The sequence below is a fragment of the Pallidibacillus pasinlerensis genome (assembly GCF_009996845.1).
Lineage (GTDB): Bacteria > Bacillota > Bacilli > Bacillales > Caldibacillaceae > Pallidibacillus > Pallidibacillus pasinlerensis.
The window spans coordinates 56248-70829 of the sequence record NZ_JAACYS010000005.1 but is presented as its reverse complement, the minus strand read 5'-3'; the positions used below and the strand labels follow the sequence as shown (position 1 = coordinate 70829).

The 14582-nt window shown below is 33.1% G+C and carries 19 protein-coding genes; 8 read left to right on the top strand and 11 right to left on the bottom strand.

The genetic code is table 11. The features are described 5' to 3' along the window. From GW534_RS02230 to GW534_RS02220, 3 genes are all read right to left on the bottom strand, one after another. On the bottom strand, positions 1-933 hold the full coding sequence (locus GW534_RS02230; RefSeq protein WP_161919431.1) for a beta-ketoacyl-ACP synthase III: 933 nt from the start codon (positions 931-933) through the stop codon (positions 1-3). 215 nt (positions 934-1148) lie between these two features. After that, complete coding sequence (locus tag GW534_RS02225) at positions 1149-1880, bottom strand: hypothetical protein (protein ID WP_161919430.1); 732 nt, start codon at positions 1878-1880, stop codon at positions 1149-1151. 97 nt (positions 1881-1977) lie between these two features. Further along, the gene (locus tag GW534_RS02220) at positions 1978-2700 is read right to left on the bottom strand and encodes a hydrolase (protein WP_161919429.1); all 723 of its coding nucleotides are present in this window, start codon (positions 2698-2700) and stop codon (positions 1978-1980) included. A 229-nt stretch (positions 2701-2929) separates the two neighbouring features. On the opposite strand from GW534_RS02220, the gene GW534_RS02215 reads away from it, so the two are divergent. After that, positions 2930-3115: a YjzD family protein gene (locus tag GW534_RS02215; RefSeq protein ID WP_161919428.1), complete on the top strand. Its 186-nt coding sequence runs from the start codon at positions 2930-2932 to the stop codon at positions 3113-3115. Between the two features lie 63 nt (positions 3116-3178). Here GW534_RS02215 and GW534_RS02210 read toward each other — a convergent pair whose 3' ends face one another. From GW534_RS02210 to GW534_RS02200, 3 genes are all read right to left on the bottom strand, one after another. Beyond that, a complete protein-coding gene (locus GW534_RS02210; protein WP_161919427.1) occupies positions 3179-3361 on the bottom strand; it encodes a YjzC family protein in 183 nt (60 codons plus the stop codon). A gap of 121 nt (positions 3362-3482) precedes the next feature. Further along, positions 3483-3794, bottom strand: a complete 312-nt coding sequence (locus GW534_RS02205; protein WP_161919426.1) for a metal-sulfur cluster assembly factor — start codon at positions 3792-3794, stop codon at positions 3483-3485. Positions 3795-3868: 74 nt separating this feature from the next. Continuing rightward, positions 3869-4639 (bottom strand): prolyl oligopeptidase family serine peptidase, encoded by a 771-nt coding sequence (locus GW534_RS02200; protein WP_161919425.1) that lies wholly within the window; start codon positions 4637-4639, stop codon positions 3869-3871. Positions 4640-4736: 97 nt separating this feature from the next. Here GW534_RS02200 and GW534_RS02195 point away from each other — a divergent pair, with 97 nt between their 5' ends. Beyond that, entirely contained in the window at positions 4737-5546 is an 810-nt protein-coding gene (locus GW534_RS02195; RefSeq protein ID WP_161919424.1) for a Cof-type HAD-IIB family hydrolase, read from the top strand. Between the two features lie 76 nt (positions 5547-5622). Here the strand turns inward: GW534_RS02195 and GW534_RS02190 are convergent, their stop codons facing one another. After that, positions 5623-7062 carry a carbon starvation CstA family protein gene (locus GW534_RS02190; RefSeq protein ID WP_161919423.1) on the bottom strand — a complete coding sequence of 480 codons (1440 nt, stop codon included), beginning with the start codon at positions 7060-7062 and terminating at the stop codon, positions 5623-5625. Between the two features lie 293 nt (positions 7063-7355). On the opposite strand from GW534_RS02190, the gene GW534_RS16090 reads away from it, so the two are divergent. Both GW534_RS16090 and GW534_RS02185 read left to right on the top strand, forming a co-directional pair. After that, positions 7356-7508: a hypothetical protein gene (locus GW534_RS16090; protein ID WP_202630795.1), complete on the top strand. Its 153-nt coding sequence runs from the start codon at positions 7356-7358 to the stop codon at positions 7506-7508. Positions 7509-7520: 12 nt separating this feature from the next. After that, positions 7521-7688, top strand: a complete 168-nt coding sequence (locus tag GW534_RS02185) for a hypothetical protein (protein ID WP_161919422.1) — start codon at positions 7521-7523, stop codon at positions 7686-7688. Between the two features lie 39 nt (positions 7689-7727). Here the strand turns inward: GW534_RS02185 and GW534_RS02180 are convergent, their stop codons facing one another. After that, complete coding sequence (locus tag GW534_RS02180; protein WP_161919421.1) at positions 7728-8027, bottom strand: YitT family protein; 300 nt, start codon at positions 8025-8027, stop codon at positions 7728-7730. A 196-nt stretch (positions 8028-8223) separates the two neighbouring features. On the opposite strand from GW534_RS02180, the gene GW534_RS02175 reads away from it, so the two are divergent. The 3 genes from GW534_RS02175 (at position 8224) to GW534_RS02165 (ending at position 10069) form a co-directional block, all read left to right on the top strand. Beyond that, positions 8224-9141 (top strand): DegV family protein, encoded by a 918-nt coding sequence (locus GW534_RS02175; protein WP_246203858.1) that lies wholly within the window; start codon positions 8224-8226, stop codon positions 9139-9141. Between the two features lie 47 nt (positions 9142-9188). Further along, the gene (locus tag GW534_RS02170) at positions 9189-9320 is read left to right on the top strand and encodes a DUF3941 domain-containing protein (RefSeq protein ID WP_161919419.1); all 132 of its coding nucleotides are present in this window, start codon (positions 9189-9191) and stop codon (positions 9318-9320) included. Between the two features lie 257 nt (positions 9321-9577). Then, complete coding sequence (locus tag GW534_RS02165) at positions 9578-10069, top strand: YajQ family cyclic di-GMP-binding protein (protein ID WP_161919418.1); 492 nt, start codon at positions 9578-9580, stop codon at positions 10067-10069. Between the two features lie 72 nt (positions 10070-10141). Here GW534_RS02165 and GW534_RS02160 read toward each other — a convergent pair whose 3' ends face one another. Further along, positions 10142-11515, bottom strand: coding sequence for an alpha-amylase family glycosyl hydrolase (locus GW534_RS02160; protein ID WP_161919417.1), 1374 nt, complete (start codon positions 11513-11515; stop codon positions 10142-10144). 187 nt (positions 11516-11702) lie between these two features. On the opposite strand from GW534_RS02160, the gene GW534_RS02155 reads away from it, so the two are divergent. Next, entirely contained in the window at positions 11703-12275 is a 573-nt protein-coding gene (locus GW534_RS02155; protein WP_161919416.1) for a DUF2777 family protein, read from the top strand. A gap of 80 nt (positions 12276-12355) precedes the next feature. On the opposite strand, the gene GW534_RS02150 is transcribed toward GW534_RS02155, so the two are convergent. Further along, positions 12356-14011, bottom strand: a complete 1656-nt coding sequence (locus GW534_RS02150) for a putative bifunctional diguanylate cyclase/phosphodiesterase (RefSeq protein WP_161919415.1) — start codon at positions 14009-14011, stop codon at positions 12356-12358. Positions 14012-14155: 144 nt separating this feature from the next. Continuing rightward, positions 14156-14512 (bottom strand): YisL family protein, encoded by a 357-nt coding sequence (locus GW534_RS02145; protein ID WP_161919414.1) that lies wholly within the window; start codon positions 14510-14512, stop codon positions 14156-14158. Between the last annotated feature and the right edge of the window lie 70 nt (positions 14513-14582).

The window sequence follows — 14582 nt, the reverse complement described above, 5'->3', positions numbered from 1 at the left end:
TTATTTGCCCCATTTCATACAAATGGCACCCCAAGTTAGGCCACCACCAAAACCAACCATAACGATCACATCATCATCTTTAATCTTACCTGCTTCGATTTCTTCAACTAATGAAATAGGAATCGATGCGGATGATGTATTACCATATTTCGCAATCGTACTTGACATTTTCTCCACTGGTAATTCAAGTCTTTGTCTTGATGCTTCCATAATTCTTATATTTGCTTGATGTGGTACTAAGAAATCAACATCTTCTTTTGTTAAACCTGCTTTTTCAATCACATTTAGTGCAGATTCACCCATTTGACGAACAGCAAATTTAAATACTTCACGGCCGTTCATAATGATGTATTGTTCTTGATATAAATGTTTTCCACCAGAACCATCGGCACCAAGTTCAAAGGATAGAATACCTCTACCTTCTGAAACTGGTCCCATCACAACAGCCCCTGCACCGTCACCAAATAGAACTGCAGTACTGCGATCATTCCAGTCCGTAATTTTTGATAGTTTTTCAGAACCAATAACTAATACATGTTTATATGCACCTGATTCAATAAATTGCTTCGCTGTAATTATGCCATACATAAAACCTGCACAAGCAGCACTTACATCCATTGCCGCTGCTTTTTTAGCACCTAATTTTTCTTGTACCATGCACGCTACAGAAGGAAAAGAATGATCAGGCGTTACAGTAGCTACTAAAATTAAATCCATATCTTCTGCCGTTAAACCCGCATCTTGCAAAGCTTTTTCAGCTGCAAAAAATGCCATATCAGATGTATTTATATCATCACCAGCAATTCTTCTTTCTGCAATTCCTGTCCGCGTACGAATCCATTCATCTGATGTATCCATTCTTTTTTCAAGATCAAAGTTTGTTACAACATTTTCCGGAACATAGCGTCCAATTCCAATAATTCCTGCATTCATGTTTTTCACTCTCCAAACAATTAAACTATTTTATTATTTCCTAATCTATATTTAGCATTCGTGTTATTATCAAATATTAGTACTTGGTACTAAGTTTAACTTAAAATTTTATTTTATTCAATCCCTTTTATAGTTTTTCCTAAGATAAAAATAGACATAAATAAAAAAAGGCTCGCTTTTTATTGCGAGACCAAACAGCACAATACTTTTTAATTTTAAACATTTTGTAGATTATTTTCTACAATCTTTCTGAGATTTTTTGGAAAAATAGCATGTTCTTGATTCTCCACAACTTCTCTTCCTATCCCCTTCACCACTTGATTATCATTTGCCGGTTTAATTTGTGATTTGATACCTGTAAGCCAAAATAAACATTCTTGCCATCTATACACATTTTTGTTTTTTATAACAAACGTTCCAGATTTTTCAGAGGCAATAATATTTAATGTTTCAGCTACTGCATCGGTCACATTTAAAATTTGTTCATTTCTTTGTATATTTTCCTCCGTTAATAAATTATAAAATAAAGTGTTTTTCGGAATATTCGCACTATATAAATACGGAAAGTAAACTTTAGTGATTTTAGATACGTTAATCTTGTTCAAAAACGGATCTAACTCTATCGAATCATGCAAAAGATAAGTTAAGTGAGTAATGTTGGATTGTAATTTTTCGATTATATTTTGTGTGTAATTTATATGATCTTTAAAGTCATTACTCCAATCATAACAAGGGATAATTAAATGAATCGGAGTTAAAATATTCAAATCCTGATCTTTTCCAATTATAGTAAAATTGCTATTTCTCCCGATAAAGAGCAACTTTTCTTCTGGAAATGGATCATCTGTAATCGGCATATGCATCACTTCATTGCCAGCGTTTAACAGTTGCTTACAAAGTTCAAAACCTAAAAATCCGTCCGCTCCGAATATTATAAATCGCTCCATTTCCCCACCTCAATTCCAAATAAAATACTGCCAATTAAGGGAATCTTCACTCAATAAATAATGAAATGGAAACAATGTACCTGTCCCCCTGTATCATCTATAAAACGGTTTCAGCTTCTTTAAAAAGTTGTTTTGCAAAGTAAAAGATTCGTGAACGTTTTTCAGGTAAAAGTACTTGAATATTTCCGATATCATTTTTAAAGTGTTTTTTATATAATTGAATCCATTCACCATCTTGAATGCCGTGTTCAAGTATATGAATGATAATATACGGTTTTTTGTGTAAAATAACTTTTCCACTTTTCTTTTTGATTAACTCCTTACATTGATCTTCATGAATGGAATAAGCATTCGCTATAACTTTTATCGCCCTATTATAAAGAAACGGTTGATTTTTTAATAAATCAAGCAACCAGTTTAATGAAAAAACTGGGTTAATAAATACGATGGATCGAATTATATTTGCTCTGTTTTCAAGTAGATTTGTCGCAATTAACGCTCCCGTTCCCTCGGCGATTATATGAATTTTCTCATTTAAAATTTCAGTTCGCTTTAAATGTTCATAAAGATCATTAACTTGTTCAATTGTTTTGTCATTTCCCATATGTTCTTTTCCAAAATTTGTATAAAAAACGGTATACCCCTCATCCATCAATGATTCTAAAATATGACGACGATTGTAATTATCTAACCAATTACTCTTATTTTGTTCGACATATTGTTCTTCACCACCGATAATTAATACTCCAAACCCATTCGGTCTATGAGGATAATGGATTATACATAGCTCATTATTTAAAGTGAAGATTCGGTAATTCATTCTTAACCCCTCTGTTTTACGTTGTTCAATTCGTCCTACGTTCGCGTTTTATAAAACCACTTCTTTATAATGTATTCAAACAAATTATATTTGATAATCATTCATATACTTAATTTATCAAGCATTCACTCACCTTTTGAAAACCATTTCAAAAATACTCGTTTTAATTGTTAAATTATGTTATTATTTGTATATACGCGATACATAAGACAATAAAGAAGGTGGAAAAATGAGATTTATCGCAACATTGTTTTGGATCTTTTTATTTGGTCACATGATTGCTTATGTTGGCGGTTCAATCCTAGGCGCAACATATAATTTCACTGATGCATCAATTTTAGGTGTAGGTATTGCAGTAATCGTATACTTAGTTTCTGCACTTACTCCTGAAGAGCAAACACAACAAGAAGCATAAAAAAGAGCCTCCATATAGGAGTGCTCTTTTTTCATCATATCGCTATTTGAAGTATGTTTAAATTTAATTATGTTGCTCTTTTTTGATCCATTGACGATTATGATTCGATGTTTCCGGAAACGGATCACCTTTTGCCAATCTCACCTGCTTCGGATTCATTACCGAATCCCCTTGTTCTCCTACTTCGATATAAATACCATCATTTGGTGCTTTGTGCCCTGGACGAAACCGTGAAATCTCACCCATAAAAAAACCTCCTTTCATGATTCTATATTTATCTTTTACGAAATGAAAGGAATCATGAATGGAGAATTGAGCAATTTTTACTAAAAAAGACGCCGTAACTTAATCCGACGTCTAAAACAAGCTAATCTGGAAGACCTAGAGCAATTTTAGCATAACGACTCATACGGTCTTTTGACCAAGGTGGGTTCCAAACAATATTTACTTCTGTATCCTTTACTTCAGGAATGTCTGACAATGCCATTTTAACTTGGTCTTGAATAATTGGAGCAAGTGGACATCCCATTGAAGTTAGCGTCATTGTAACCACCGCAGTACCGTCCTCTTTTAAATCTACATCATATACTAAACCTAAGTTAACAATATCTATACCTAGTTCAGGGTCAATCACTTGTTCAAGTGCACCCATTAAATTTTCTTTTAAAGCTTCATCCATTATGTTCAACTCCTTTCCATTCTACCAATATCATAACAAACAAGCGAAAAAATTAAAACGAAGTTACTTAAAAGTTAATGAAGATATTTAGCAAACCATCTAACGGTTGCTAAAACTCCTTCACGGGATACTTTATGCTGACCATGTTCATTTAAAATAAACTGTAAATCTTCTTCATTTTCCTTATACATATCCTTTATATTATTATAAAATTCGTATGCATAATAGTAAGGTACAACAGGATCTTTCTTTCCGTGCCAAAATAGTAACGGACGCTTATTTAATTTTTCAGGCTGTTTACTTAAATCAAATTGGCTAACCTTTTTATATTCTTCTTCCAATTGTTCATCCGTAAACGGTAATTCGTGCCCTTGTTCTTTAACTTTTTCAACTAAATAACGGGCAAATTGGTCATAACACGGATTTCCCATTAAACTAACGGCACATTTAATCCAATCATATTGAGTGAGCGCTCCTAACGTTGTCACTCCACCCATAGATGTTCCCGCAACACCAATTTTCCCTTCATCAGTCCAACCGCGTTCAATGTAATCGTTTTTCAAATAATTAAGTTCTTCAATATTCTTTAAAATAATATTCCAAAAATGTAATGCTAATTCTTCAATAGGTAGTGACTTACTTCTGTCACCATGAAACATCGCATCTGGTAAGACGACACGAATATTTTTTTCCGCCAATAAATAGGCATAGTGTAAATTATTTTCTTTTACACTAGAAAAACCGTGGAGAAAAAATACAGTAGGTGCTTTTTCATGAATTAATTCTTGTCTAACAACTTCTAAAAGTGTAATATTGGCTACAGTTTTTTTGTCGATAACAATCATTGTTTCCTCCATAAGTTCTATCTATAACATTTTTTAATACAAGTTTAACATGAATGTGATATAATTGCTAAAAACAAGGGGGGGTTGGAGTACAAAGATGAGTGAACGTTTTTTAATCGCATTAGATTTAGACGGAACATTACTGAAAGATGATAAAACGATTTCTGAAAGAACGAAAAAAGTGCTCGATCAAGTACAAAAAGAAGGTCATGTCGTTATGATTTCAACGGGAAGACCATACAGAGCGAGCGAGCTTTATTATAAACAATTAAATTTAAAAACACCGATTGTGAATTTCAACGGTGCCTTTGTCCATCATCCACTTGATGTAGACTGGGGTGTTTACCACGAGACGTTGTCATTAAATGTTGTGAAAGAAATTGTCGATACCTCAATTGAATATAATATTAAAAATATCGTTGCAGAAGTGATGGATAAAATTTTTATTCATTATCATGACGAAAAATTGATTGATATTTTTACGATGGGTAAACCTTCGATTACGACAGGGGATTTACGTGAATATTTAAAGCACGATCCAACAAGTTTACTCATTGCAGCGGATAAAGATAATTTAGAACGAGTGAACACGTATGTAGCGGAGACGAAGGCGGAACTTGTTGAACATCGTAGTTGGGGTGCACCTTACCACGTTATTGAAATTGTAAAAGCTGGTATTAATAAAGCCGTTGGTGTTAAGAAAGTCGCGGATTATTATAATATCCCGAGGGAGCGAGTGATCGCCTTTGGTGATGAGGATAACGATTTAGAAATGATTGAATATGCGGGATACGGTGTCGCTATGGGCAATGCGATTGAACCATTGAAAGAAATCGCTAAAGATGTTACGAAAACGAATGAAGAAGATGGAATTGCCGAGTATTTAGAAAAATTGTTGTTAGCATAATTTTATCCATAAAGAAAGCTGTCCTAAGTATTGTAGTACATACTTAAGACAGCTTTACTTGTTTTATTAAGAAATTTTACGCTGCATCATCCACGTCAACTTCCACTTTAATTTGCTCTGCTTTATTTTTCTTCGCTTTTCTAAAGAACCAGATTGCTAATCCTACTGTTAAGAAAATACCTACGATAAAGGAAAGATTTAGATCTAATCTAAATCCAATTTGAGCATTTAGGATATATACAAATACCATATATGTCATAAAGGTGGCAGGTACTAATGATACGAAATAGTTTTTACCTTTAACAAACAAGTACATTGTCGCAATCCAAAGTGCTATAGCTCCCGTTGCTTGGTTAGCCCAAGAGAAATAACGCCATAAAATGTTAAAGTCTACTTGTGTTAAAACGACAGATACAGCAAACAATGGGATTGCAATCACTAAACGATTCCCTAATTTCTTTTGTGCAAGATTAATGTAATCAGCAATAATGTTACGCGCAGCACGGAAAGCTGTATCGCCTGAAGTAATTGGAAGCACTACCGCACCAAGTACAGCAATTGTTCCTCCAACTGCTCCTAATAATGTCATGGAAATTTCATTTACTACAGCAGATGCAGTACCTTGATTGATTAACTCTTGTAAATTTTCACCATGGAATAAACTCATCGCTGCAGCTGCCCAAATCATTGCAATTACAGCCTCAGTAATCATCATTCCGTAGAAAATAAAGCGTCCTTGCGATTCTTTTTGTGTTGTTCTCGAAATTAAAGGTGATTGAGTTGCATGGAAACCAGATAACGCTCCACACGTAATTGTAAAGAACAACATCGGAATAATTGGAATATTTTCAGGATGCATATTTTGTAACGTTAACTCTGGTATTTCATTTCCAGAAAAGACAAGTGCAATCCCTACACAAACAGTACCAATTAACAATACTGCGCCGAAAATTGGATACACTCTACCAATGATTTTATTGATAGGTAATATTGTTGAAAGAAAATAGTACCCAAAAATAATCGCAACTATAATACCCAGTGCAATTTTTTGATCTAATAAAATATGTAGTAACGACGCTGGTGTTGTTGTAAATACTGTGGCAACTAAAATTAATAGTAATAATGCAAAGGCGTTAACGACATGTCTTGAAACTTTCCCTAAAAATTTTCCTGCTAATTCTGGGATATGTGCCCCTCTGTTTCGAATAGAAATCATACCCGTTAAGTAATCGTGTACTGCTCCAGCAAAAATTGCTCCAAAGACAATCCATAAAAACGCTACTGGACCAAATAACGCCCCCATAATTGGACCGAAAATCGGACCTGTTCCAGCAATATTTAATAATTGAATAAGTGCATTTTTCGGTTTACTCATTGGCACATAGTCAACACCGTCATTATTCGCAATCGCCGGTGTTGGACGTGCCTCATTTGGTCCGAAGACTTTTTCAATAAATTTGCCATACGTAAAATACCCTAAAATTAATAAAGCAATACACCCAAAAAATGTGACCATGTTTCTCTTCCCCCTTTTTATGAAAACGTTTTCCTTTTTGTGAATATTATTTTAATAAATAGTATTCACTTTTGCAATAAAAATTTTTATTATGGATCACAACACTGTCACATCTCTTAACTGTATTATAGAAAAAACACCAAAGAATACCACCGGAGAATTATATTCGTAATTTTCTAATATTTTACTAACCTATTTTCCTATTTCTTCAACGATTGAAATATAAGAAGTAGGTTAAGTTATTATTGAACGATTTAAAAGTCGTTCCGTATTAAGAATGGAGGGATTTTCTTATGGGAAAAGGCGGAAAATCAAAACGATTTGTAAGTCAAGCTTCTAACGCAGTTGAGCAACATGCAAAAAGAATCCCTTACCATTTAACATATGCCGAGGCGGAAGCCCGAAAAATGAGAGAAGGACAAGATTCTCCTATTGTCCATTATTAGTTGGTGGCCCAATTGGCTTTTTATAATAATGAGCGGTTGCAACAACGGAAATCATCAAAGGACAACATTTCTATGTCAGACTTAGCCCAAGTTCAACAAGCATTTCCAGATGCAGAAATTGCCGAGCAACAATTTGAAGAACAATACAAAAACGAACTGGAAGACCTAGAGCTGTATTAACTTGTATAAAAATGGGACAGTTTTTTCACTGTCCCATACTTATGTTTTGCGGAAATGTCCGATAATCGAATCAGTTTGAACAACATTCGTAAAAGCGCTAGGATCAATTTCTAATATAATTTTCCGCAGTTCATATAATTCATAACGACTAATTACCGTTAGTAACATTTCCTTCCCCTGTTCTGAAAAGGCTCCATGGACTGGAAAGACCGTTGCTCCCCTTTTTAATCGATTTAAAATCGCCTTTTTTATCTCCTTCGAATTTTCTGTAACTGATGCTGCAAAAATAAATGACCCCATGATGACTGCGATTAATTTTTTAACGTTATTTAAAACCATAGGTTCCTCCAAGTTGTAATAAAACTAATACGATTTCCACTTTACATATAAAAAAACAATCGTTAAGATAAATATTGCTTCATATGGTTATAATTCCCCAAAATAAAATATTCTATAATGAAACCCAATACTTCTTTTTGTTAATAGGATCTGAGCATGGTGAAACTTTGCTTATTTTCACCTAAATGATAAACTTATGAATAGGAAAAAAATAGAAAGCGGTGGTAATATGTCAACATTAAAAATTATCGTTGATAGTGCATGTGACTTGCCTCATAGTTATATTACAGAACATAATTTGGAACTAGTTCCATTAACAGTTCATCTTAATGATGAAGAATATAAAGATATTGTAGGGATTCAAGCAAAAAAAGTTTATGATGAAATGCGAAACGGCAGCGTTCCAAAAACGTCACAAGCATCAATTAATCAGTTTTCGGAAGTCTTTACAAAATATGCGCAAGAAGGTCAAGCTTGTCTTTATTTAGCTTTTTCATCCGAATTATCAGGTACATATCAAACAGCTTGTATGGTCCGGGAACAAGTTCTAGAAGATTATCCTGAGTTTGATTTAACAATTATTGACACGAAAGCCGCTTCACTCGGTCTCGGTTTAATCGTGAATCATGCAGTCAAACTAATGGAAAGCGGCGCCACAAAGGAAACAATTATTGAGGAAGCAAAATTTTATTGTGAACATATGCAACATTTATTTACTGTCGATAATTTGGAATATTTGCGACGCGGTGGACGAGTTTCCAATGTTAGTGCCTTCGTCGGCGGTTTGCTAAACATTAAACCTTTATTACATGTGGAAGATGGTAAATTAATTCCATTAGAAAAAATTCGCGGACGGAAAAAAGTGCTGAAACGAATTGTGGATTTAATGGGTGAACGTGGAGAGGATTTATCCAATCAACTAATTGGAATTAGTCATGCGGACGATGAAGATACTGCATTACAAATAAAAGAAATGATGGAAGAACAATATGGATGTAAACATTTCTTTATTAATATGATTGGCTCAGTAATCGGTGCTCATACAGGTCCTGGAGCAATCGCAGTCTTTTTCTTAGACAAAAAAGCGAATAGTGACATCGATCTTACGAAATAATATGACAGAAGCACGTTTTCTTAAAATTGTTTAAGGAGTGTTAAAAGATGTCATACACGAAGGATGACGATAAAAAACCCGTTGATCATCAAGCAAAAAGAGAAAAAGCGAACGAATTGAAAGAACGGAACCGGAAAGCTGGGAAACGGCAATACTCAAAGAAAACGGATCATTTGTAAATTTAAGGCTGTCGACGTGACAGCCTCTTATTCTTATTGTCCCACCTATAAATGACTTATCTCTTGTTTTCTCGTGAGGTTTTGTCTCTTTGAACCCCTATTAAAGACAATTCTAATGAACTAACGTAATGTTTTGTCCTTTTTAACCCTTATAAAAGACATTCCTTCATAAAAGCTCCGTTCATCGATACTCACTTGCCCATTGGTAGGTTTTTCCATATAATAGAGGCAAATAGTAGTAGGAACGGAGGATACAAATGGCAAAGGAAAGTTCATTTGATATTGTTTCAAAAGTAGATTTTTCGGAAGTACAGAATGCGGTTAATATGGCAATGAAAGAAATCCAAAATCGTTATGACTTCAAAGGAAGTTCCAGCGATATTAAATTAGAAGGCGAAGAACTCGTTCTTATATCTGATGATGAGTTTAAAATGAATCAATTAAAAGACGTGTTAATAAGTAAGTTGATTCGTCGTAATGTACCGATTAAAAACATCCAATACGAAAAACTTGAAAGTGCATTTAGCGGTAATGTTCGTCAACGGGCAAAACTTGTTAGTGGCATTGATAAAGACAATGCAAAGAAAATTAATACATTAATAAAAAACTCAAAGCTTAAAGTTAAAAGCCAAATTCAAGATGATCAAATTCGCGTTTCAGGTAAAAGTAAAGATGATTTACAAAAAGTGATTGCAATCATCCGTGAAGCAGATTTACCAATTGATGTACAATTTGTAAACTTCCGCTAAACATCAAAAGGATTACCACTTGTCCTTCCCATTAAACGAGGAAGATACATTCGGTAATCCTTTCTTAACTTCCTATTCATTCGCAACTTTCTTTTTCCCTCTTCGCCACATGTAGTAGTATATTAACACGAAAACAACAGGCACTAATGACATGACCACCGTATTCACTACATTTATTCCTGTCTTATTTTGCACAATAAAAATTTCTGATTGCTGCTGATTAATATGAATTAAATATTTTCCATCACTTTCTTTAATAAGTTCCCCTTCTATTAGACCTGAAAGCTGCTTATTTGGCTCAATTTGTTCATTTGATATTTCAACAACTTGGTTCTCAGACGTATTATTTAATGCAATAATCATTGTTTCATCTTCATAAGTTCTTGAGTAAATCGTCATCCCATCTTTATCATAAAGTAACTTCATATCCCCTTTCGTTAAGGATGGGTAGTGGTTTCTAATCTTTCCTAGTTTTTCTATAAATTCAATCAATTCGCTATCAGCCCGAAAATCCATTAAACGATGATTTTCAGCACCTTCTCCCCCATTTACCGCAATCTCTGATCCATAAAAAATAAATGGTACGCCAGGAGTTGTATACATATACGTTAAAATAAGTGGCCAGCGATCCCCTGGATATTGGTTTTGTTGTACTAATTCATATGTAAAACGAGTCGTTTGTGCATCATCAATGTATTTCCAAAAATGACGCGATTGCTCGTTCTCTAATGAATAATGAAACAATGGAGTAAGGAATTGATCAGGTTTTGTTAAAACTTCTCGCATAAGCTCTGTTAACTCCCTTAATAGAAAACTATCAATAGAAGAACTTTGTAAATCGAGTGATTCGTCGTCACTTTTTACGATTATAAAAATTTTTTCATTAACGGTTTTTACTTCTTCAGCAAAACGTTCATAATCCGTGATAGCAAACTCCGCTTGCTTTTCCAATAAATAGCCATCAACATTTGTTTCTTCAACCCACCACTTTGCAACAACGGATAACTCGCTTAGTGTTATTTCATCTGTAATCGGTAAATCCAGAATCACTTTTAATTCATTTTCATGGGCAACATTTATAAGTTCTTTGAAATCTTCCATACTACCAAAATGTCGATTTAGTTTATAGTAATCTTTTATTTTTTTACTAAAATAACGATCATCTTCACTTTCAAAAATAGGACTTAATACAATTGTTGTAAACCCCATCTTTTTTATATAATTAATCTGCTTTATTATTCCTTGAAAATCCCCACCGTGATAAGCTAACGGGTCTTGTGAATTTACTTCAAAATCATTTGCTTGGTCCCCATTATAAAAACGGTCAACGATAATATAGTACACACTATCATTTTCCGAAGCTTGGTTTTCCGCTGTAGTAGCTATTGGTGCTAAAGTAAAAAACAAAAAACTAACTAAAATTAGTACTCCGATTGTTTTTTTCAACCATCTAAGCCTCCTCACCCCAAGTTAAAAGAATCATCATTATAATCAGAAAGTTAATACGATTATAGCTTACCTTTTAATAAGATAAGACGTCAATATAGAAGCCTTTCTAAAAATGACAATTTGTATAAAAATCAAAGAATTTGTCAAAACAAATTAAAAACTAAACTTTTCGTTGGAGGACACCATGAAGCCAGAAAGATTACGGATTATTGAAAATCAACAACGTTCTTATTGTGAAGGGATTTTAGAACTCATTAATGGAGAATGGGTCTTTTTTGATGAGGAAAATGATGATGCTTTTCCGTTAGAGGATTTCTTTTTTAAAGAAATTCAGTTTAAGCAATTAAATCAGTGGCATACGGGGATCTTAACAGAAGATTACGTCATACAGGCAAAAAACACACAATACATATTGCATGATCAAATGCGAATGCGCATACGTAAATCCCTTCCTTTCAGCTGTATATCGTGGCTGGAAGAATTACAAAATGACGTATTTTATCAATTTTTTTCTACTTTAAATCAATTAAATTTCTCCATTTTCGATATACTTTATTGCCATAATTTCTTGTCTTTTATTTTTACGCAAAAAAAGCAAGGTGTTAACTTCCTTACCTTTGATAATAGCGAAGAAATTTGTGTTGTACAGCATCACTTTGATTATGATGTACATAAACGAAATGATCGTCTAGAGTTCACTTTAAATACAGGAAAACGCGTTATTTTACAAGATTTTTATTGGCCGAAAAATGCATAATTTAGTATATAAGTTTTTCAAAAGGAAAAGCTGTCCATATAAAAGTTATCATTTGAAACTTCTTTTCGGACAGCTTTATATTAGTTAATAGGAATATTAACCTTTACTTCTTTATTTTTTTTCGCAATCAGCTCAAAAAATTGTTTAGGATTAATTGGATTTTCAATATAGTATCCTTGAGCCATATCACAGTTCATATTTTTCAATTCTCTTAACTGTTCAGAAGTTTCTACTCCTTCAGCCACCACTTTAACTGAAAGTCCATTTCCAATCATAATAATGGCTCGTACAATAGAGTAGTCGACTTCTTTTTCATGAATATTATTGATAAATGAACGATCTATTTTTAGTACATTAATTGGTAAATGACGTAAGTAACTTAACGAAGAATAACCTGTACCAAAATCATCAATTGACACTTTTACTCCATGACTTTGTAAAACTTCCATTATTTCAATGGACTTATCCACATTCGTAATCATACAACTTTCAGTTAATTCAAGATGAAGATGTTTCGGGTCCAAGTTTGATAATGATAGGGCTTCTTTGACATGCTCGATAAATAACGGATGTTGGAATTGCTGAGCAGAGACGTTTACAGAAACAAATAATTCCTTATAGCCTGCATCGATCCACTCTTTGTTCTGTTTGCAACTTTCAATTAAAACCCATTTACCAATATCATGAATAAGCCCTGTTTCCTCCGCAATCGGAATAAATTTCATCGGTGAAATGATACCGAGTTTCGGATGTTTCCAACGGATTAATGCTTCACTACCAATGATTTTACCAGTATGTAAATCCATTAACGGTTGATAAAGTAAAAACAACTCATTTTTCTCAATGGCACGTCGTAAATAATTTTCTAATTCAAATTTTTCCTGAATTTGTTTTTTCATATCACTTGTAAAAAATTTGATCCCATTGCCACCTAATTTTTTTACTTGATTTAATGCCATATCTGCATTTTTTAACAATGATTCTACATCTTGACCATCCTGTGGATATATACTTACTCCGAAACTTGCTGTTAAAAAGAATTCTTGTCCGTTATATAAAAATGGGGTATTAAGTAAATCTATGATTTTCCTACAAGATTGCCTCAAAATCTGAATATCGTTTTCCTTATCAAAAATAATGATAAATTTATCCCCATCAAATTTACCTAAAATCATTTCATTTGAAAGTAGGCTTTTTATCCTGTTCGAAATCTCTAAAATAACTTGATCTCCAACAAAGTGGCCAAAACTATCATTAATCATTTTAAAACGATCCAAGTCAAAAAAAGCAACGGCAAAATGATTGTCTTGTTTTTCTGAACGCTCTATAAATTGCTGTACGATATCATAGATTTTATATCGATTCGGTAAGCCTGTTACTCGATCGTATTGACTCACTAGAGACGTTTGTAAATGTAATTGTTTTTCATTATCTCGAGCAATTTGAGAAAGTAAGTTTGTCATCATATTCGACTCTTCAAATAAAAAAAAGGTAATAATTGTTTTATTCGAATTATCAAATTCACTTTCTATTTCATTACTTGTGAAATTACCGATTAATTGGCTTTGAGGTAATAAAGATTTCAACAATTTTTTTAGCTTATATATATCATCAAGACTCTCGTTACCTAAACTTACTTGAGCAAAAATATGATTATATTCGCTGATTTTCTTTTCTAATATAAAGTTTTCTAAATGATTACGGTCTGTATATTCACAAGAATAGGCCAATGCCACCTTGTCCACCTACTTTATTATTATAGAAAATTAATATTCTCCCTTAATAATTAAAATAGCACAATTCACAAATTTTGTAACGAAAAAAAGGAAGAATTTTGACGAATTTTGACAAAACTCTTCCTCTTTTTTAAAAATATTTAATTAGAAAAATTTCATACCCATTGGTAATTTAAGGCCTAGGTAAATCGTTGTTAGTAAAATGACGATAAACAAAATCCAGTATAAAGTTACTGATCTGTGTCTTTTCACTGAAGCGAAAATTAATTCCATTACAACGATAACTAGGATTCCGGCTAACATTTTAATATGGTAATCGCCAGTTGGTTCAGGCATTGACATAAATAACATGACACCTGTAACGATCACGAATATGTAAAATAAGCGTGTTATCATTGAAACAATTTTTGCGCCTTTTTCATTGTTGCTTTTCATTAAGACTAGGGCAACAATGAATAGAATAATCGCCAATACCCAAGACGTAATATGCATATGAGTCATAAATGTGTTTCCTCCTATAAACTTTTTTCACATCAACAAAATAGTAACATATTCCAGTATAAAATAATAA